At 57.8% G+C, this 18,981-nt stretch carries 12 protein-coding genes; 5 read left to right on the top strand and 7 right to left on the bottom strand.

Going from position 1 to position 18,981, the window contains the following annotated elements; genetic code table 11:
- Positions 1 to 90 precede the first annotated feature (90 nt).
- On the top strand, positions 91 to 2,649 hold the full coding sequence (locus ACZ5K9_RS09625; RefSeq protein ID WP_464271121.1) for a mechanosensitive ion channel domain-containing protein: 2,559 nt from the start codon (positions 91 to 93) through the stop codon (positions 2,647 to 2,649).
- A gap of 22 nt (positions 2,650 to 2,671) precedes the next feature.
- Positions 2,672 to 3,187, top strand: coding sequence for a DUF2062 domain-containing protein (locus ACZ5K9_RS09630; RefSeq protein WP_464271122.1), 516 nt, complete (start codon positions 2,672 to 2,674; stop codon positions 3,185 to 3,187).
- 222 nt (positions 3,188 to 3,409) lie between these two features.
- On the opposite strand, the gene ACZ5K9_RS09635 is transcribed toward ACZ5K9_RS09630, so the two are convergent.
- The 3 genes from ACZ5K9_RS09635 to ACZ5K9_RS09645 form a co-directional block, all read right to left on the bottom strand.
- Complete coding sequence (locus ACZ5K9_RS09635) at positions 3,410 to 3,826, bottom strand: hypothetical protein (RefSeq protein ID WP_464271123.1); 417 nt, start codon at positions 3,824 to 3,826, stop codon at positions 3,410 to 3,412.
- A 92-nt stretch (positions 3,827 to 3,918) separates the two neighbouring features.
- Positions 3,919 to 4,794, bottom strand: coding sequence for a thiamine pyrophosphate-dependent enzyme (locus ACZ5K9_RS09640; RefSeq protein ID WP_464271124.1), 876 nt, complete (start codon positions 4,792 to 4,794; stop codon positions 3,919 to 3,921).
- Positions 4,781 to 6,454, bottom strand: a complete 1,674-nt coding sequence (locus tag ACZ5K9_RS09645; RefSeq protein WP_464271125.1) for a 2-oxoacid:acceptor oxidoreductase subunit alpha — start codon at positions 6,452 to 6,454, stop codon at positions 4,781 to 4,783. The genes ACZ5K9_RS09640 and ACZ5K9_RS09645 overlap by 14 nt, the downstream gene beginning before the upstream one ends.
- A gap of 189 nt (positions 6,455 to 6,643) precedes the next feature.
- Between ACZ5K9_RS09645 and ACZ5K9_RS09650 the strand changes: the two genes are divergently transcribed.
- Complete coding sequence (locus tag ACZ5K9_RS09650) at positions 6,644 to 8,650, top strand: monovalent cation:proton antiporter family protein (RefSeq protein WP_464271126.1); 2,007 nt, start codon at positions 6,644 to 6,646, stop codon at positions 8,648 to 8,650.
- Between the two features lie 185 nt (positions 8,651 to 8,835).
- Here ACZ5K9_RS09650 and ACZ5K9_RS09655 read toward each other — a convergent pair whose 3' ends face one another.
- From ACZ5K9_RS09655 to ACZ5K9_RS09665, 3 genes are read right to left on the bottom strand one after another with little or no spacing between them, the layout of a single operon-like run.
- Positions 8,836 to 12,696: a translocation/assembly module TamB domain-containing protein gene (locus tag ACZ5K9_RS09655; RefSeq protein WP_464271127.1), complete on the bottom strand. Its 3,861-nt coding sequence runs from the start codon at positions 12,694 to 12,696 to the stop codon at positions 8,836 to 8,838.
- Positions 12,697 to 12,723: 27 nt separating this feature from the next.
- On the bottom strand, positions 12,724 to 13,263 hold the full coding sequence (locus ACZ5K9_RS09660) for an acyloxyacyl hydrolase (RefSeq protein WP_464271128.1): 540 nt from the start codon (positions 13,261 to 13,263) through the stop codon (positions 12,724 to 12,726).
- Between the two features lie 24 nt (positions 13,264 to 13,287).
- Complete coding sequence (locus tag ACZ5K9_RS09665; RefSeq protein ID WP_464271129.1) at positions 13,288 to 15,090, bottom strand: autotransporter assembly complex protein TamA; 1,803 nt, start codon at positions 15,088 to 15,090, stop codon at positions 13,288 to 13,290.
- Between the two features lie 128 nt (positions 15,091 to 15,218).
- On the opposite strand from ACZ5K9_RS09665, the gene ACZ5K9_RS09670 reads away from it, so the two are divergent.
- Positions 15,219 to 16,913, top strand: a complete 1,695-nt coding sequence (locus ACZ5K9_RS09670; protein WP_464271130.1) for an FAD-dependent oxidoreductase — start codon at positions 15,219 to 15,221, stop codon at positions 16,911 to 16,913.
- Between the two features lie 247 nt (positions 16,914 to 17,160).
- On the opposite strand, the gene ACZ5K9_RS09675 is transcribed toward ACZ5K9_RS09670, so the two are convergent.
- The gene (locus ACZ5K9_RS09675; protein ID WP_464271131.1) at positions 17,161 to 17,472 is read right to left on the bottom strand and encodes a hypothetical protein; all 312 of its coding nucleotides are present in this window, start codon (positions 17,470 to 17,472) and stop codon (positions 17,161 to 17,163) included.
- Between the two features lie 296 nt (positions 17,473 to 17,768).
- Between ACZ5K9_RS09675 and ACZ5K9_RS09680 the strand changes: the two genes are divergently transcribed.
- Complete coding sequence (locus ACZ5K9_RS09680) at positions 17,769 to 18,947, top strand: cysteine desulfurase family protein (protein ID WP_464271132.1); 1,179 nt, start codon at positions 17,769 to 17,771, stop codon at positions 18,945 to 18,947.
- Positions 18,948 to 18,981 lie beyond the last annotated feature (34 nt).

Raw genomic sequence — 18,981 nt, forward strand, 5'->3', positions numbered from 1 at the left:
TATGGCAGACTTTGGAGACTCAAGGGAAAAGCGATGTTTTTCAACGTCCGAAGATGGTGCCTCCTGTGGATCCTAGGCTGGACACTTGGGATGGCTCCAGGCCTCCTCCAGGCCCAAAGCCCGGATATTTCGGAAGCCGAAGTCCAAGAGCAGTATGGCGACCTGTCGTCCTTTTTGGAAAAGGCGATTCAGGCAGAAAAGCTCGACCTGGATCAACTCGTCAAAAATCTTGAAGAACTTAAAGGATGGCAGGCCGGCTGGGCGAAGGAACTCAATGCGGCGCGGCTTCAAATTTCCGCCGTAAGCAACCTCGTTTCCCTTTCCTCCCCTGCCTTGGAAGACTTGGACAAGGCCCTGGCGTCCCTCAAGCAGACCGTGGAAGATGCCTCCGCCAGAGTCAAAGACTTCCAGGACAAACAAACAGATATCGCCGCCAAGCTCGGCGCCTTGGCAGACCAAAGAGCCGCCAATCAGAACCGGATGGAATCCCTGAAAACCCGTCGGGACGATCTGCCCCTCATCCGTACACTCACAAACCAACTGAAGGAAGCCAACGAACTCTTCAAGCTGAAGGAAAAGCGCTTGGGCGAGTTTCAAGACATTTATCGGAAACTCATCGAGGAATGGAGTGCGGTCCGCGATGAGGGCACCGGACTTCTGGAACGATTGAGCAAGCGGATTGCCGAACGCAAGCGTGAAGATTTGTTCCGCAGGAGTCGAAACCCCCTGGTGGCGGTAACGCCTGCGGAATTCCGACGGGATTTGGATCACGTGGCAGGGCTTATCACCCAGGGACTCCAGTCTGCTTACTGGGCGGAGCAAGCCAGAGCCCTATGGAAAGCCGGCGGGGTGCTTTTGGTCACGTCCTTGGTGGTCTTCGGGATTGTGGCCTGGTTGTGCTTCCGGTTGCGGGCATTGGGGGAAACCTTCCTTTCCCGCCAAGAGCGGACTGGAAGGGTCTGGTTTTTTCTTACGTTGCACCTGCTGAACCGTTCGTTTCCTCTCCTTGGGGCCGCTGTTTTTGTCTATGGCTACACCCTCGCCCGGGACCTTTACGAGACGTCGGCTTTTTTGCGAGGACTGTGCCAGGTTTTATTCTTGTGGCTGCTCACCTCCTGGGTGATCCATTTTCTGCAGGCCGTCAAGGAGACTTTCCGACCGGAGCGCTTTGTTTTTGTCGTACGGCGGGTCCGCGTCCTGGTTTCCACGGGCCGATGGCTGCTGTTAGGCTATGTTGTTCTTCAGGAGAGCCTCGGGCGGTCCAGTGTCCTGCTGCTCCTCTACCGGTTGGGTTTGGAGGTGGCGCTCTTGGCCTGGAGCTTCATCTTTTGGAGGGAGCTCAAACGACAGATTTCCGTGAATCCCCCGAGGTGGATGCTGGGTCGGCCGTGGATTTTCAATGTGTTCATGGGAGCCGGATATGGGATCGCTCTGGGAGGTGTCATGCTGGAGCTGGCCGGCTACGCTCAGTTGGCGATCTATTGGTACGTGGGGTGGGCGCGAAGCTTGGTCTTGGGGCTTTGGGGCTTCCTCTTTTACAGGAGCTTGACGGATTGGGACGTTTCCATAGGCACAGCCTCGGCCTTCGCTCCGGAAGCCGACGAAGAGACGAGGAGCTCTGTGCGTTGGTTGACGGTGAAAACTTTGTGGGCTGTGTGGCTTCTGGCCGCCATTGTAGGGATGTTGCTGGCCTGGGGCGCCAAGCAGACCCTCATTGTCGCCTTCTTTCAACTCCTCGACACCCCTTTGCCCTTTGGGGGCCTCAAATTTCGTCTGCTAGGCCTCATTTATGCCGGTCTCATTTTGGCCGTCACCCATGTGGGCACAACCTGGCTGAAGCATTTTATTAAGAGCCGAGTGTTTCGGCACAGCGGTCTGGAGATGGGCCTGCAGGAATCCATCGTGGCCATCGCCGGCTATGTGCTGTGGTTCATGGGCATCCTTGGCGCGCTGAATGCTCTGGGCTTCAGCGGCACCTCGCTCACGGTGGCCTTCGGCGCCCTCGGCGTCGGGCTCGGCTTCGGACTTCAAAATATTTTCAACAACTTCATCAGCGGTTTGATTTTGCTCTTCGAAAGACCCATCCAGGTGGGGGATTCCATCGAAATCGATGGGACATGGGGAGAAGTGCGTAAAATCAATGTCCGGTCCACCATCGTGCAGACCGTGGACAACGCTTCCCTGATTATTCCCAATTCAGAGTTCATCAGTGGGCGGGTGACGAACTGGAGTTTCAAGGACCTGAGAATTCGGCGCAACATCAATGTGGGTGTGGCCTACGGATCGAATGTGGAATTGGTGCGGGAGACGCTGTTGGAGGTCGCCGGAAATCACCCTCTGGTCTATAAGCACCCGGAGCCTACCGTATTGTTTGTCGATTTCGGCGACAGCGCACTGATTTTCCGACTGCGGGTGTGGACCACGGTGCCCGTATGTCTTCAGGTGGAAACGGATCTTCGGTTCGCCATTCACAGGCTGTTTCAAGAACGGGGGATCGAGATTGCCTTTCCCCAAATGGATGTGCACATCAGAACCATGCCTGAGCCCTCGGCGAGGATGGATCCTGTTGTGAGGGTCAACCCCGTGCGGGAGGCTCCATCCGCGATGGGGGATCCTGGACCCCCAGAGCGCGCACCCAAAGTGGAGTGAGAGTGTGTCCGGGTTTTGGAGGATGGAAAGGTTTCGCCGTTTTTACGACCGTTTCGTCCGGATGCGGGGCCATCCGAGAGAAATTGCCCTGGGGTTTGCTCTCGGGCTCTTCATCGGCATGTCCCCTACCATGGGTTTTCAAATGGCCATCGCCGCCTTTTGTGCAGCCTTGTTGGGATGGAATAAATGGAGCGCCGCTGCTGGTGTGTGGGTCACCAATCCTGTGACCGCGCCTTTTGTCTATTCGGTGAATTACTGGGTGGGTTCATCTCTCCTCAAGTGGGGTTTTCCCCAAACCGTCGCCTATGCCCAGAATTTGAAAGGCGGTCTGGGAGGGATATTCGCGAAAACTCCCCATGTCATGGCTTCGATGATCCTTGGGGGAGTGGTGATGGGAATACCGGTGGCGTGTGCGGGGTATTGGCTGGCTTTGTGGGCTGTGGGGCGTTATCGCGCTCAGGTGAAGGGGCGCTTGGAACGAATCAGGCAGAGGCGGCGTGAGGAACGTGCACAGCGCAGATCGGATGCCGATGCATAAACACCTTTCCTGAGGTCCTTGGAGCATTCCCAAGTTCGAATCCTCCATTGAGATGCCATCGGCGGGAGGCGACGTGGACCGGGCCCCCAAGGGTCTTGCACGAATGGGCGCCTCCTCGCGGGAGACCGAACACCCTGTTTCCACGAACCGGTGCGGGCCGCCGGCGTTGGTATGGAGGGGCAGGGCACGGCGGACCGTGCCCTGAATCGCCGAAGACTGTTGTTAGTGGGCTTTCTCAGCCTTGGGTTCCGCTTTGGCTGCCGGTTTGGCGGCAGGAGCATGAGCGGGGGGAGCAGGTTTCGCTTCCGCCGGGGCTTTGGCCGCCTGGACCGCCGGAGGCTGGACGTTCGCTTTGGGCTTTGCCGGCTCAGCCTTTTCCGCCACCACCCAATCGTTCCCCTTCTTGACCAACGGGAGCACCGACTTCACTTCAATGGTGCCTGTCACGGACACCTTGGCGCTGTCCGCCGTCTGTTCCACCACCTCGTATTTCAATTTGGATGTGTCGAGTTGAAATCCCTTGTGTTTCGCGATTTGTTCCTCCACATAAGCCTTAGCGGCGTCGGGGGGTTCCTTTTTGGCGCAGCCGAAGGACACGATCAGACCCAAAGCCATGAAAACACAGATAAACCGTCGCATACCCACTCCTTTGTTTTTGAGTTGATGAGGTTGATGGTGAAGAAGCGCACACGTGAATTTTTATACATGATCTTGTCGCCTATCGGAAGAGGTTATGTCTTCTGAGGGACTCGAAAATCGTTCAGTAATTCCAGAGTGCGCGCTGTCGTGGGAAAACCGCCCGACGAAAGCGGCATGGTGCCGTGGCGTTGTCGGAATCGGGCCCCGAAGATCGTGCGGGTGGTGTCTTTGAAGAAGCAGCCGACCATGTATCGGTTTTCTTCGTCGAGGACTAAGGCGAGAGCCGCGGCGAGGTCTGTGGGATCGTGGGATTGGGGGATCTGACGCACCCGGTGCCGGTACCAATCCAATGGATGGCGTCCCCACGTGATGCAGGGCTGAATGACTTCCACGAGGGCCAGCCCCGGCCAGCGGATGGCTTCCATGATCAGACCGCTCAGGGATTCCGGATCGAGAGCGAAGCCACGGGCCACAAACGGGCAGCGGTGGGCTATGGCCACGGCGAGCATGTTGAGGGGCGCCGCTTCAACGCCGTCCACATGAAGGCTGCGAATCTCCCCGACGGGCGTGGTTGGTGAGCCTTGGGCCTTGGTCAAGGCGTAAAATTCGTTGTTGTGGACAATCACCGTGATGTTCGGGTTTCGGCGCAGTGCGTGCAGGAGGTGGTTGCCCCCCTCTCCGTAACAATCCCCTTCACCCGTGGTAACCAAAGTGGTCAGATGGGGATTGGCGGCGTGAATGCCTGTGGCGACCGGCAAGGCACGACCGTGGAGTCCATTGAAAAAATGGCAGTGGAGATAGTGAGGGAGTTTGGCGGCCTGCCCGATGCCGGACACCAGGCACACGTCCTGGGGTTTCAGTCCGAGGCTGGACAAGGCCTTTTTAACGGCCGTGAGGATGGCAAAGTTGGGGCAGCCGGGGCACCACTGGATTTCCACTTCGTTTTTGAAAGGATCATGCGAGTTCATGGTACGCCCTCCGAATGGCTTCCGCTGTAATCGGCAGGCCGTCGCTGCGCAGGATGGTCTTGGCAACTCTTTGGCCGTACCCTAGGGCCATCAAGGCGGCCCATTGCCCGGTGGCATTGTTTTCCACCGCCCACAGACGCGCTTTTTCCGGCAATGAAGCCGCCGGAGGCGGCCATAGATCCGTCCAGTGCAGCAGGCCCACCCGGACACCGTCGCGGCGCAGCCGGTCCACGGCCTCTACGGCCGCCCCTTTGGTGGAACCCCATGTGCAAAAGACCTCTTCCGCGTCTTCCAGGCGGTAAGGTTCGGGAGGCTGCATGGCCTGTTGGAGGAGTTTCGTTTTTCTCAGTCTTTTGGCGTGCATGGACGGCGCCGTCAGAACCAGATCTTCGGTGATGTGACCCCATTCATCATGTTCGTCACTGTCGGCGGTCACAAGGTGCGCTCCTTGGCCGGGGTAGAGGCGGGGCGAGATGCCCGATTCCGTCAGGGCATAACGTTGGTAGCGGGTGAAAGCCGAGGGATCGGCAATGGAAGATCGCCTCACGGTTTCTTCCAGGTGGAAATCCTGGACGCTGAATCGAGAGTCGGCCAGCAGTTGGTCGCTCAAAACGATAACGGGAATTTGGAACCGATCGGCCAGGTCAAACGCCCGGCACATGATATGGATGGCGTCCCGGGCGTCCGAGGCGGCCAAGACGGCCTTGGGAAATTCGCCGTGGCCGGCATGCACGGCGAAAAGCAAGTCTCCTTGGGCTGTCCGGGTCGGTAATCCCGTGGCGGGTCCGGGCCTTTGGGCCAACACGATGACCACCGGCACCTCCACCATGCCGGCCAAGCTGATGGATTCCACCATCAGGGCGAACCCGCCCCCGGAAGTGGCGGTCATCGCCCGCGCCCCGGCAAAAGAAGCGCCCAAGGCCATGTTGACGGCCGCGATCTCGTCTTCAGCCTGCTCGCAAAGTACTCCGGTCTTTTCCCAATTTTTGGCCAAATACGAGATGATCCCGGTGGACGGGGTCATGGGGTATGCGGCCATAAAACGGCATCCGGCATGATAGGCTCCCAAAGCCAAGGCCTCGTTCCCTGAGATTAAATAAAAAGCCTGGTTCCTCGGAGGAAAAAACCAAGGACACCGATCCCGGCAGGCGCGGTGGGCGAAGTCGTAACCCAGCGCAGCGGCTTTCAGGTTCGCCTGAATGACTTCCTCCCCTTTGGCGGCAAACTCCCTGGCCAACACTCTACCCAAAATGGCGTGATCCAACCCGGCGACGGCGGCGAGTGCTCCCATGGCAATGGTGTTGGCATAAATGGGATGGCCGAGCTCCTTGCGGGCCATTTCTTTGAAAGGCACCACGACCGTTCTTTCATCGGGCGACGTTTCCCCCACAAGGATGGCCTGAGGCCCGGCAAGAGGTCGATACTTCTCCAAAGCCTGTGGGTTAAGGTACAGGAGGATGTCGGCATCCATCGTCGGGGCGTTCATCACGGTATCCGTGACCCGGAGGGTACAGGAATTCTGGCCCCCTCGAATGCGCGATTCATATTCCTGCCATGTGTACACGGCATATCCATGGCCGGAAAGAGTGTCGGCAAGTACGTCCCCGATGGTCTGAACGCCTTCGCCGGCACTGCCTGCGATGGTGATGGTGCAATCCATGGCGGGATGGTCCTTTCTCTGTCACAGGGGTTGACCGAAAACGTGTGATGGCTCATGACTTGTCTACACCATGGCTGCGCAGTTGGGAAGTCAGGAAGTCTTTCTCTTGACCGGCACTCTCCCTTCTGTTTTCATACAAAGCTTCTCGAGCCTATCGATGACCATCAAACCGTCGGACGAGGACCAGGGATGCATACGCTCACAGACATGCTTATTGTTTTCGCCTCGGCCGTCGTGGTCCTCCCGATCTGTCATCGTCTGAAGATTCCCCCTATAGTGGGTTTTCTCATCACCGGCTGCCTTGCGGGGCCGTACGGTTTTGGACTCATCCGGACTTCGGAGGATGTCACGATTCTTGCCGAACTGGGCGTCGTGCTTCTCCTTTTTTCCATTGGCCTGGAATTTTCCCTTTCAGAACTGCTCCGCATCAAGCGCATCGTGTTTTTGGGGGGCGGGATTCAGGTTTTGGCGACCATCGCAGCGGTGTGGGCCGGGGTCAAATACATTCTCGGGGATTCAGGATCCGCTTTGCCCCTAGGTTTTCTCGTGGCTTTGAGCAGCACGGCCATTGTCTTGAAAACGCTTCAAGACCGCATGGAATTGGAAAGCCCCCACGGACAGATCAGCCTGGGCATTCTTCTTTTCCAAGATTTGGCCGTGGTCCCCATGATGCTCTTGATCCCCTTGTTGGGCGCACCGGTGGAAAGCCTCTATGGCGCTGTGGGGATCCTCGCTCTTAAGTCCGCCGGGATTTTCCTGTTCATCTTCCTGACCCAACGCTATGTTCTGCCAAAGGTCCTTGATTTGGTGGCCGGGACCCGCAGCCGGGAACTTTTTTTGCTGACGGCGGTGGTCATCTGTTTCGGCGTGGCATGGATCACTTCCGCAGCGGGCCTTTCTCTGTCGCTTGGTGCCTTTCTCGCGGGCCTCGTTTTGTCCGAATCGGAATACAGCCACCAAACTTTGGCTCAGATGCTTCCCTTCAAGGACTTGTTTACCAGTTTGTTCTTCATCTCCGTTGGGATGAGTCTCGATCTGCCGTTTGCGCTGCACCACCTCCCGACCGTTTTGTCCTGGACCGTGGGAGTGATGGTGTTGAAAACGGCGGTGTGTCTCCTCGTGGTGCTGATCTTAGGATACCCATGGCGCACCGCGGTACACTGCGGCCTCGTTCTTGCCCAAGTGGGCGAATTTTCCTTCGTTCTCTGTGCGGTGTGCGTCAGCAGCAATGTCCTTGGAGGGGAAAATGTTTCTCTCCTGATGGCCTTTTCCACATTGACCATGATGGTGACCCCGTTTGTGGTGGAAGCAGCGCCCCGTGTGGCGGAAACGGCCTCCCGGTGGCCGCTGCCCCGGAGAATCCTTGCCGGCTTGGCGTCCGTCTCTCTTCGGAAAAGCGAAGACGCACTCGAGCCGCTCAAGAACCACCTCATTATTGTGGGGTACGGGCCGGTGGGACGCAATCTTGTTCGGGCGGCGAAGAGTGCCGGTGTTCCCTACGCTGTGATCGAGATGAATCCGACAACAGTTCGAAATGAAAAGAAAAAGGGCGAACCCATCGTTTACGGCGATGCCTCCCAAAGGACGATTCTGGATCATGTATCCCTCCGGGATGCGAAGGTGGTCGCCGTGTCCTTGGCGGATCCGTCCACTGTCCGAAGGATTACGGCATCGGTGCGCGCGGAGGCCCCGACGGTGTATCTCATCGTGCGTACCCGGTTTCTGTCGGAGGTGGGAAGATTGAAAGCTTTGGGTGCCGATGAGGTCGTTCCGGAGGAGTTGGAGACGTCGATTGAGATTTTTTCCCGTGTGCTGACCAAATACTTGGTCCCTCGCGAGGACATCGAGGCTCTGATTGCTCGGGTGAGGGAGGGTGGTTACTCTTCGGCAGAGGGGCCGCCCGTGCCGACCATCCCCTGGTGTGACGTGCTTCGGGATCTGCCCGATGTGGAGGTGCGTTCTTATCGGATGGGAGTGGGCTCGCCCATGGCGGGGAAGACCATTGGGGAGCTGGGCCTACGCAAAAATTGGGGCGTGACCGTTGTGGCGTTACGACGAAACGGTGAATGGATTGCCAACCCGGGACCGGACATCATCCTCAAACCCCAGGATGTGATGGTCCTCTTCGGCCGCATGCCTCACATCCAAAATATTCACCCCGTGATTACGGGCGCGGCTCCCCTGCTGCGGAGGTGACCATGGCGGGATTGCTCGGAAGCCTTCTGGTGCTGCTGCAGCCATGGAAGAAAAAGTCAAAACAGCGTCAAAGGAAATCGTGTGCCTCGTGCGGCGCCGTGCTTCCCAAAGGCTGGCGGGAGGATAGGGATTGCCCCTACTGCGGCAAACCATGGTGTGGATCCACCAGCTCGTGCAGGACTTGATCAGTAGTCGTATTTCCAGAAGACCCCGGCGCCTGTGCGCGATTCCGTACCGAGCTGAGTTTCCAGGGTGATGTTCGGGGTGAGTTCCACTTCCACTCTTAGGGATACATCACCCTCTTCAAGCCTTTGATTCACATCGACCCGGACGTTTTCGCCCAGATATTTGCCGAGCCCCACCTGCAGGTCCTTTCCGGTTTTCTGCCCCAAGAGTTCCAAGTGGCTGAGACCCAAGATGTCACGGGTTTTCCCTATGATGTCAAGATCTAAACCCCGGCCCGAAGCGGACGAGAGGCTGTGAAGAATCCTGGCAAGACGGATGGCTTGAAAGGGACTCAGTGCTGTGGCGCTTCGCCCGAAAAGAATCTGAGCCAATACCTCGTCCTGCGGCCTTTGGGGCCTGGATTCCACCGTCAGGCGGGGCTGAGAGGATCGGCCCGAAACGCGCACTTGGGCTGTCATATCCCGGAGCGGTGTTTCTGCTAAGATATTGAGCATCGGATCCGGTGGCACATCGCCGTAAAGGATCACCTGACCTTCCGTCAATCGGAAGCGCCTGGTGAGAAAATCCAATTGGCCTCGAATGACATCAAATCGGCCGGTCAGAAGCGGACGGGAGGCTTCTCCACTGAGGCTCAATGTTCCCTTCCATTCCGATTCCAGCCCCCATCCGGAGACGGTGGTCATGCCCGGGAAATCTATGGAAAGATCCAGAATGATCCTATGGAAATCAGCCGGGGAATTCTGCTGTGTCGCCCGAGAGGAGGGCTTTTCGCGCCCGCCGATTTCTTCCACATGCAGGTCGACCACATTTGCTGGAAGTCGTTCAGGGAGGATGAGGCGCAGGGGCCGGACCCTCAGGGCGCCTTGAAGGATGGTTTCCTGAAGGCTGCCGTGGATGGTGACGGCGCCGTCGGCGTTTCCGGAGATGTCGTCACGGTGCAGGGGGGAAGCGTCTTCCAAGGTCAATCGGACTTCATAAGGGAACCCGGCCTCTGGATCCAGTCGGCATTCGCCGCTGCCTCGAATCGAACCTTTCTTGCCGTCGGAAGCCTTGAATTCCCGGAGGCGGACCCGGTCTCCTGTGCCGTCCGCCACCGCCGTGATCTCCTCCAGCACAATGCCGAAGTCCTCGTGTTCATAGCGCCCTTGGTCCAGCTGCACGTCCCCGCTCAGATTTGGGCGGCTGAGGGTGCCGTCGAAGTTCAACTGTCCGTGGAGAAGACCTCGAATTTGGTGTTCGTCCAGATTGAAAAGGCGGCCGAGCTGCTCCAGCGCCGCAGCCACAGACAGGGTGCCGGACATGGGCTGGTCCTTAAGGACACGGAATGCGAAAGGATCCACTTGAAATCGGACGGGTAAGGACACGCGTGCACGAGTGGGTTCCGAGCCCAGGCCGAACAATGCTGCCTCAACGAAAAGACTTTCAGCTCGGGCCCGTGCCGTACCCTTCAGGGATAGGGTTTCACTCGGCGGCCAGGTGGCATGCCTCAGGTTGCTCACCTGAACCTTCATGGTGCCGTGCGGGATTCCTCGCACCTGTTGCAAGGTGCCTTGACCGTTGAATCGTCCTTCCAGCGACGGGCCGCCAAGGTGCTCCATAAGCTCCAGGGGGATATTCTCCCACTCGAGAGATGCCAGAGGGTTTTCCGGGTTCCATTGCACTTGGGCGACGACACGCCCTTTGCCTGCTCGGATTTTGACAGGGGATGTCTCCACATTCCTTTTATTCAGTCTGACATCCACCGGACTTTCCAGTTGGATATCCACAGGGCCGCTCCGCATGGAAAACACTTTGAAACGGAGATCCGTGACCGAGGACTGGATTCGGGCTGAGCCCATGGTCTTCAGAGAAAATGGATGACGGAGATGTCCGCGGATCTGGGATGAAAAAGCAAGCTCTTCAGGGCCCCCCTCAACGGTTCCCTGCGCTGTGGCGACTGTCAAGGGCGGTTTCTGGAGGTTGTGGACCGTCAGAAGCATTTTTCCGGATGGGCTTGGGCCGATGGAGTCCAGTTGGACGGAAAAATTCGCCGAGTCCACATCCACATCGGCGATGGTGAGGGCATGAGCGGTGAGATTCCCACGCATTTTTTGACGGGCATTTTCGTCATCCAAATAGATCGCCCCTTTGAGCGCGCCCCGGAGAGGCATTTCGAAGAGCGGTTGAAAAATCTCAAGCTTCGGAATAGACACTCGAAGCGCGCCGGAGGACAGCCAAGTCTCCAAATGGGTCCGGATGCTGCCTTCTCCAGAGGCGTCTTGGCAGTGAAAGCTTAGGCGCGGTAAAGACAGCATCGGACCGTCTTTGGCGAAATCGACGTCCACCGTCCATGGGCTGTCCGCATACAAAGCCCGGGACGTGATCTGTCCCTTGGGGTGGCCCGGAAGGCCGGATGCAGCAATTTCCACGTTCCAGTCCTTCCAGCGTGCCTGACCGTAGCCGAGAGCACTTCCGCGGAGGGTGGTGTGGACGGTCATGTTGTCCCAAGGTCCGGAGAGAAACCCTTCTCCGTGGACATCACCCTGAAGGGGCTGCGGTGCCAGAGGGGAAAAAGCGGAAAGATCGGAAAGCGCAATGGTGCTTTGACAATCCAGCGTGCGCCCTCGAAGGTCCGCCCACCCCGTGAGCTCCGCTTCCCCGAGATCGGGAAGGTCCACGCGGAATTTTTGAATGTTTACTGTTCCCTCGTGGGTCAGCATCGCCGAAGTCTCCACGAAGAGGTGGTTCATTCCCGGCAGAACCGCTCCACGGGTTTCGAGGGAAGACGTCTTTCCGGACATGGTCACGAAAACTTCAGGGAATGAAGCTTCGGCCTTGCGTTTCAGTGTCCATTTCAGATGCATGTCTGCTTCGGAAAGTTTCCAAGATGGGCGTGCCAAGGCGCTCAGCCGCAGGGCGAGTTCTCCGGTGACCTGCGACAGCGGGCCCTCTATGGTGCCCTCGGCCACGCCTTTTCCGCGCACCGAAAAGCCGAAAAGCGGGCTCAGTTCACCCAGATCTTCCACGTTCAGCCGATAGGACAAGGCTTTCAAGGCCCCGGTGGCCAAATCCATTGCCCCATGGGCGGATAACATCACGGCGCGCGCCCGCAATTCCAGCGCATCAATCCCTAGAATTCTCGCCGGGTCGGTTGAGGCGTTCATGTGCACATGCATCGTCCCTTGAATCGGACCGACGTCTTTGAGATCAAACCGAGAGGAAACCCATCCGCTTTGTTCTTCCGAGAAAGTGATCTGCCCGCGGAGTCGTGGAGTTTCCCGTTGCAAAGTCACCTCAACAGTCAAGGACGTTTCTCTTTGGGCATGATTGGTGGCGATTTTAAGAAAGCCGCGTTGGGTTTGATTGTTTTCGTCAAGAGTGAGCGACCCATTAAGGGCGGCGATCAGAGGCATTCCCGTGACCGGGGCGTCTAGAACGGCTTGATGAACAAGGATGCGATCCAGGATCACCGGCAGGGGATATTCAGGAACACTCCATTGAATAGGCTGGGAATTCCTTTCTGGAGGACGATCCGGGGTGGAAGGGGATCGGGTGATGTGAAGGTGCCGGGCGCTCAAGAGCTCGATGTGGATCCGGCCGGAAAGCAGGGCCATGGGGCGCCACTGCAAGAAGACATCACGGAGGGTGAGCCATGGTCCGTGGGCATCGGCGATGGTCAATTCATTTGCGCCGATTTCGAAAGGGATCCATCCGCTCAGGGTTCCAATGCGCACGACAAAATCTGGGCGGGACAGTCTCTGGGAGAGCTGCCGGGCAAAAAATCGTTTCGCTGCAGGGCTCTGACTTGCACCCCACAGTGCGCCCAAGAGCACGATCAGGGAGCCGACGAGAACGGCGACAGCGCGAAGAGCGCGCCTCATGGCACTCTATGCCCGGTCCTGGGGGGATCATGGAAGAAGGCATCGCACTTCCAGCGCATGGAAGTCGAGACCCGGATTGTTGTCGTAAAGGTTGGCATTGGAGAGGTGCTGGAAACGATACCCGATGGAAATGTACTTGGTGAGGGTCACGTTGATCCCGATCTCTTCGGTGAACTGAATTTCTCCGCCAAGGTTTTCTTTGCCGAAAATGTGATCCTCCAAGAAGGCGGGTCGCACGGCGGCCATGAACGCCACCCTTTTCCACGGGGTCTGCAATGTGACCATGGGCCCTGTGGATAACAACACCGCCTCCTCATCTGCAGCGGTGAGGAGGCCGAAGTGGATTTCCCAAAAGGTATCCAGCATCCAGCCGCTGCCCCATTGCCGATCCCACGGCAAGGTGTGATAGGCGATCAACTCATGGAGGTGAAATGTTTCCTGTTTTTCGAGGGCGGTGAAACCGGATCTGAGGCCGACGCCGAACACCAGTTTTTCCGCGGCCCATGAGGAGGGCGCACCGAGAATGAGACCCAAGGCCACCACAAACACCAAGATTCGCCCGTGCATGCTCATCTCCTGCCTCGTGGAGGATCAAAACGCCTGTCCCAAACTTACATAGATTTGAAAGGCATCGTCAATGCCCGCCCGCCGGTTTAACGGAAATGCCACATCGATGCGAAAGGGCCCAAGGGGCGAGTAATAACGGAATCCCAAGCCTGTGGCCCACCGGAAACTCCGCTGAAAGTCCGGCACGGGGCTGTCGTAGGCCGTGCCTCCGTCCAAAAAGCCTGCCAGACCGTAATTTTCTTTGAAACGCCAGCGTAATTCACCGTTCCAATAGAGAAAAGAACGACCTCCCAAGGGGTTGTCACCGTCCAAAGGGCCGAGGCTCTGGTATCCATAGCCCCGCACGCTCCCGCCACCTCCGACGTAAAAGCGCACATCGGCCGGGACGGCCTCTTGAGCGGCGCCGGCGATGGCTCCGCCGGCCAATACGGATGCAAGGACAAGCCGCCCATTTTGGGTCCAGTCATAATAACTACTTAGCGCTGTGGAGGTTTTCCAGAAAAAAAGAGAAGGGTCACCTGCATCCCAATAGGGTGCCGTGTGGACCAGCAGACGAACCCCTTCGGTCGGGTCCAAGGGGCTGTCTGTGGTGTCCACCCGAAGCATGGCCGGAAGAAAGAAAAGGCCATATGTGTTTCGATCTGATTGTTGCTCCACCGCGGAAATTCGAAAACCACCTCCTGCACTGGCCCTCACGATGGCCGTGATATCCCGTGAGACGGAGACGGCGGCGCCGACGTTGCGCGTCCAGTAGGCGTCCCAATCTTCCTCGGCGATTTTACCCTCCAACTGGAGAAATTGGTCCGTGCGGAGGAAATCCCGCCTAAGGTAGATGCCTTCCAAGACCTTTTTTTCCGGCGAAATCCACGAGTCCGCCGCCACTTTGGCTCTACCCCCGGTGATATTTCTGTTTTCCCACGACACCGTCAATTCGGGACCCACATCCGTGGAATAAAAAAGCCCTCCTTTGAACGTTCGAGGCTTTTTTTCCACCACCGTGATTTGGATGGGCAGGCGCCCTTGAGGGTCTACCGATGGACCATGAGCCACGCGGACAATCGAGAAGAGGTCCATCTGAATGAGATTAGTCTGAAGCTTGGTAAGCAAACGGGAATCGAAGACATCCCCTTCTTGCCAAGGAATCCGAGGAAGGATCGATTCTTTGCGCACACTTTCTAATCCCTTGAACTCCACAGGCCCGAAACGGCTTTTCGGCCCGGCATCCACCATATAATGGGTTTGCACCCGGTGGGTGTCATGGTTGACCACCACTCTTCTTTGTTCAATTCGTGCCAGAGGATGGCCGTTTTCGTTGAGGAGATTCAAGATTTCCTCATCGGTGGCGACAATGCGGGCTGCACGGGCCGGTGCACCCACAGGCAGAGAGGATTGGACCGCCGAGGCGAGCTGATGAAAAAGTGACGGCTCAACCTGGGAGACATCCAGCTCGGTTTCATCGAGAACGTAGAGTGGGCCGGGCTCCACGGAGAAGCGCACCGTCACGGGTTCCGTAGTTACATCCAGGCGAAAGGCGACGACTGCACCATATAACCCTTCGGAACGCAAAGCCTTGAGGAACAGGTCTTGATCCTTTTCCGCGCGGCGTCTGATCTGACTGATGGACACCGCACCCTCGGGTTGCATGGTCACGCTGACGGAAAGGTCCATGAGGCGTCGGACCCACTCGGCCTCCACTGACTCATCAAACGCCACCGTATAGGAAACGGTGCTCGCGGTGGCGGCCTGGGCGGCACATATCAGGGCCACAAGGGCCGCCATCAGGGATCGTGAACCTGGATAACGCCTCGCTCCGTAAGGGTCCAACATGGACTCCTGTCGTGTGATGTCTCATGACAAAAATTTCTTTTACACCACATGGCAGGGGATTGTAGTTTCATTGAGGAAAAAAGCAAACGACGAACCAGCGATTCCCAGACGGCGGAGGAACAGAACACATGACCGGAAAACGCATTTGCATCGTCGGCGGCGTTGCCGGAGGGGCTTCCTGCGCGGCACGGGCCCGCCGACTGGATGAACAGGCGGAAATCATCATTTTCGAAAAGGGACCGTTCGTTTCCTTTGCCAATTGCGGACTTCCCTATTACGTGGGCGATGTGATCCGACGTGAGGAACACCTTCTGGTGGCCACCCCGCAGACGTTTCGACAGCGGTTTAATATCGAGGTGCGGTTACAGTCGGAAGTCGTGGCCATTGATCGGGAGAGACGTCGAATCCTGGTTCGGGATCTCGAAAAGGGGCGCGAATATGAGGAGCCTTACGACGCGTTGGTCCTTTCACCGGGCTCCTCTCCCGTTCGGCCCCCCATCGAGGGATTGGATCTCCCGGGCGTGTTCTTCCTGCGCACTATTCCGGACAGTCGGGAAATTCGGCGGATGATCGAAGAAAGACACGCTCGGCGCGCCGTTATCATCGGAGGGGGTTACATCGGCATTGAGATGACGGAGAATCTGGTCCGGAGAGGCTTGCAGGTGAGCGTTGTGGAAATGCAGCGCCAGCTAATGCCTGTGTGTGACCCCGAGATGGTTGTGCCTCTTCAGGACACCTTGATGGAAAAAGGTGTGGACGTGCGATTGGGGACACAGGCGGAACGGATTGAGACCACCCCAGCGGGTGACCTCAGGGTGCGGCTTCGATCCGGCGACGACATCACGGCCCACATGGTCGTTGTGGCTGTGGGGGTGCGTCCACAGGTGGAGTTGGCCGAAAAGGCCGGACTGGCCTTGGGCCGGCTGGGAGGCATCCTTGTCAACGAAACCATGCAGACGAGTGACCCGGCTATCTGGGCGGTGGGAGACGCCGTGGAAACGTTCCATGTGATCACGGGACGCCAAACGCTTTTGCCTCTTGCCGGGCCGGCTAACCGACAAGGACGGCTCGCCGCCGATGCCATATGCGGGCGCGATGTGCGTTTTCGAGGCGTCCAGGGGACCGCCGTGGTGGGGCTGTTCGACCAGGTGCTCGCCATGACCGGCCCCAGTGAAAAGATGTTGAAGGCTCTAGGGTTATGGGATGAGCCGTATCAGTGCGAAAAGATTTATCTCCATCCGGGACACCACGCGAGCTACTATCCGGGGGTGGAAACCATTGCCATGAAACTGATTTTTTCTCGAAAGAACGGGCGCATCATTGGGTTTCAGGCGGTGGGCAAAAAAGGCGCGGTCCGACGCACGGACGTGATTGCCCTGGCCATGCAAAAAGGAGCGACCGCTTTCGATTTGGAAGAAGCGGAACTGTGCTATGCGCCGCAATTTGGATCCGCCAAAGACCCGGTGAACCTCGCCGGGATGATCGCCGCCAATGTGCTGCGGGGGGATGTGGAAGTCGTGCATGCGGAGGACATGGAGTGTCCACCGGACGACGTTGTGGTTTTAGACGTGCGCGAACCCTTTGAGTTTCGCCGCGGGCACATCCCCGGTGCCGTCCATATTCCATTGGGGGCTTTGAGGCAGCGTATGAGCGAATTACCCAAAGACCGAGAGATTTGGGCTTATTGCTACGTGGGGCAGCGTTCCTACGTGGCCGCTCGAGCCCTCCGCCAGTACGGCTATCGTGCAAAAAATCTCAGCGGCGGCTATCGAACCTATACCCTGTGGCGAAAGTCCCGGGGGCTGGATGGGGAGCCCGTCTGAGCCTTGGAGTTTCCGGCTTGAGTGTCACAGGTGGCGGCGCAGTTTTTATGGACAGAGCAAGGTCACCCTGCCGTGGGCGCCGCCGATCGGCAAATTCAGTGCCGTCCCCTTGGGGATGGGAGAGACGTCCCCCACGGAGAGCCGGCCTCAAAGGGGGGAATGAATCGGCTGCACGGGACGCAGCGCAATAAAAACGCCTCCCGCTTGGGGGAGGCGTTGACAAGACCCTCTTGCAGACTCGGCACACTTAGGACGCCGATTTGGACTTTTCCAATTCCGCCTTGAGCTTTTCGACCTCTTGCCTATATTTTTCGGCTTCCTCTTTGTACTTGGACAGGTCATCGGTCGGAGCGGCCGGAACGGCTTCTTCTTCTTTCTTTTTCCCAAAAGGCAGTTGATCCTTGACCTCGTCATAGCCGAGATAGGCTGCCATGGCACCGCCGAGGAGCAGCATCAAGGGAATGGCGCCCGCCAGGAGGTTGAGGAACGGCTTGAACCAAATGAAAATCCCGATAATGCCGAAAAAAGCTGCGGCAAGACCGCCTAGGAAAACCTTCATCGCTTTGCCTCCTTCTGCTTCTCCGATGGACTCTTGATCAGCCGCTAATCCCTATGGTGAAAATTCCAGACCCGGGCGTTCTGCCTTGTCGGCAGGCCTTGGCATGATAAAGATTTCACGCACCGTCTAGCACGGCCCAGAGGGTTTTGCAAGGAGAAAGTCAGCGCGGCCCTGCGCCAAGCCGTTCGGCCTTAGGGGTTGACGCTGCCCCGGTCGGGAACGTATAGATACATGCTTTTTTTGATGAAAGCCTTATGGATTTTTCCACCGTACGACGTGTCAGAGAGGGGAGCGGTATGCAGAGCCGAAGAATCTACATGGACCACATCGCGGGAACGCCGTTGGCCCCGGAGGTGTTCGAGGCGATGACGCCTTTTTTCGTAGAACATTACGGTAATCCTGCCAGCATCCACCATCTGGGTGAAGCACCCCAGGATGCCATCTTTAAAGCCCGTGCCCAAACCGCAGCCCTCATCGGTGCAGAACCCGAAGAGATCATTTTTACGTCCGGTGGTACGGAGGCCAACAACTTAGGGGTCAAAGGCGTGGCTTTGAATCGCCTGGACGAAGGCCGGCATCTTGTCGTCTCGGCCATCGAACACTACTCCGTCCTCTATGCTGCCAAGGCCCTCGAACGATTCGGCTTTACGGTGACCTTGGTCCCTGTGGACAAGCATGGCCTCGTGGACCCCGAAGATGTGGAAAAGGCCATGCGTCCCGACACGGTGCTGGTCTCCATTATCCACGCCAACAACGAAGTGGGCACGATTCAACCTTTGGCGGAAATCGCTCGTGTCGTTCATGCCCGTGGCGCCCTGTTGCACACTGATGCCATCGCCTCGGTCGGGCGTATTCCCGTGGATGTGAAAGAACTGGGCGTAGATCTGTTAAGCCTTGCGGCCAACCAGTTTAATGGCCCGAAAGGGGCGGGGGCACTGTATTGCCGGAAAGGTGTCTCCCTGTGGCCGCTCTTCCATGGAGGCGGTCAGGAAGACGGACGGAGGACAGGCACGGAAAACCTGCCCGGAATCGTCGGGCTGGGGGCCGCCGCGGAGAGGATCCGCTCGAGGCTTCCGCAAAAAATGGGCCGGTGCGCACAACTGGAAAGGCTCCTGCGGGAACGCATCGCCGACTCCATTGAAGACGTCCGCTTTAACGGCCATCCGCAAAAGCACCTTCCAGGCCTGGTCAATGTGTCCATTCGTTACGTGGAAGGCGAAGCGCTGCTTCTCCACATGGATCTGCGCGGGATTTGCGTGGCGGGGGCTTCCGCATGCATGTCCATCACGGCGAAGGCCTCTCATGTGCTGGAAGCCATGGGCCTCCTGGGTGATGGGGCTTTCGGCACCTTGTTGTTCAGCCTCGACGAGGAAAATACAGAGGACGAAGTGATCCAGGCTGTGGACACTCTAGGTGACGTGGTGTCACGACTTCGGAATATGTCGCCTTTGTATCTCGGCCGGGCGTCTTCTTGAGGTTCGTCATAATGCGCCATGCTTTCGGTGTCTT

This window comes from Desulfosoma profundi, assembly GCF_055387865.1.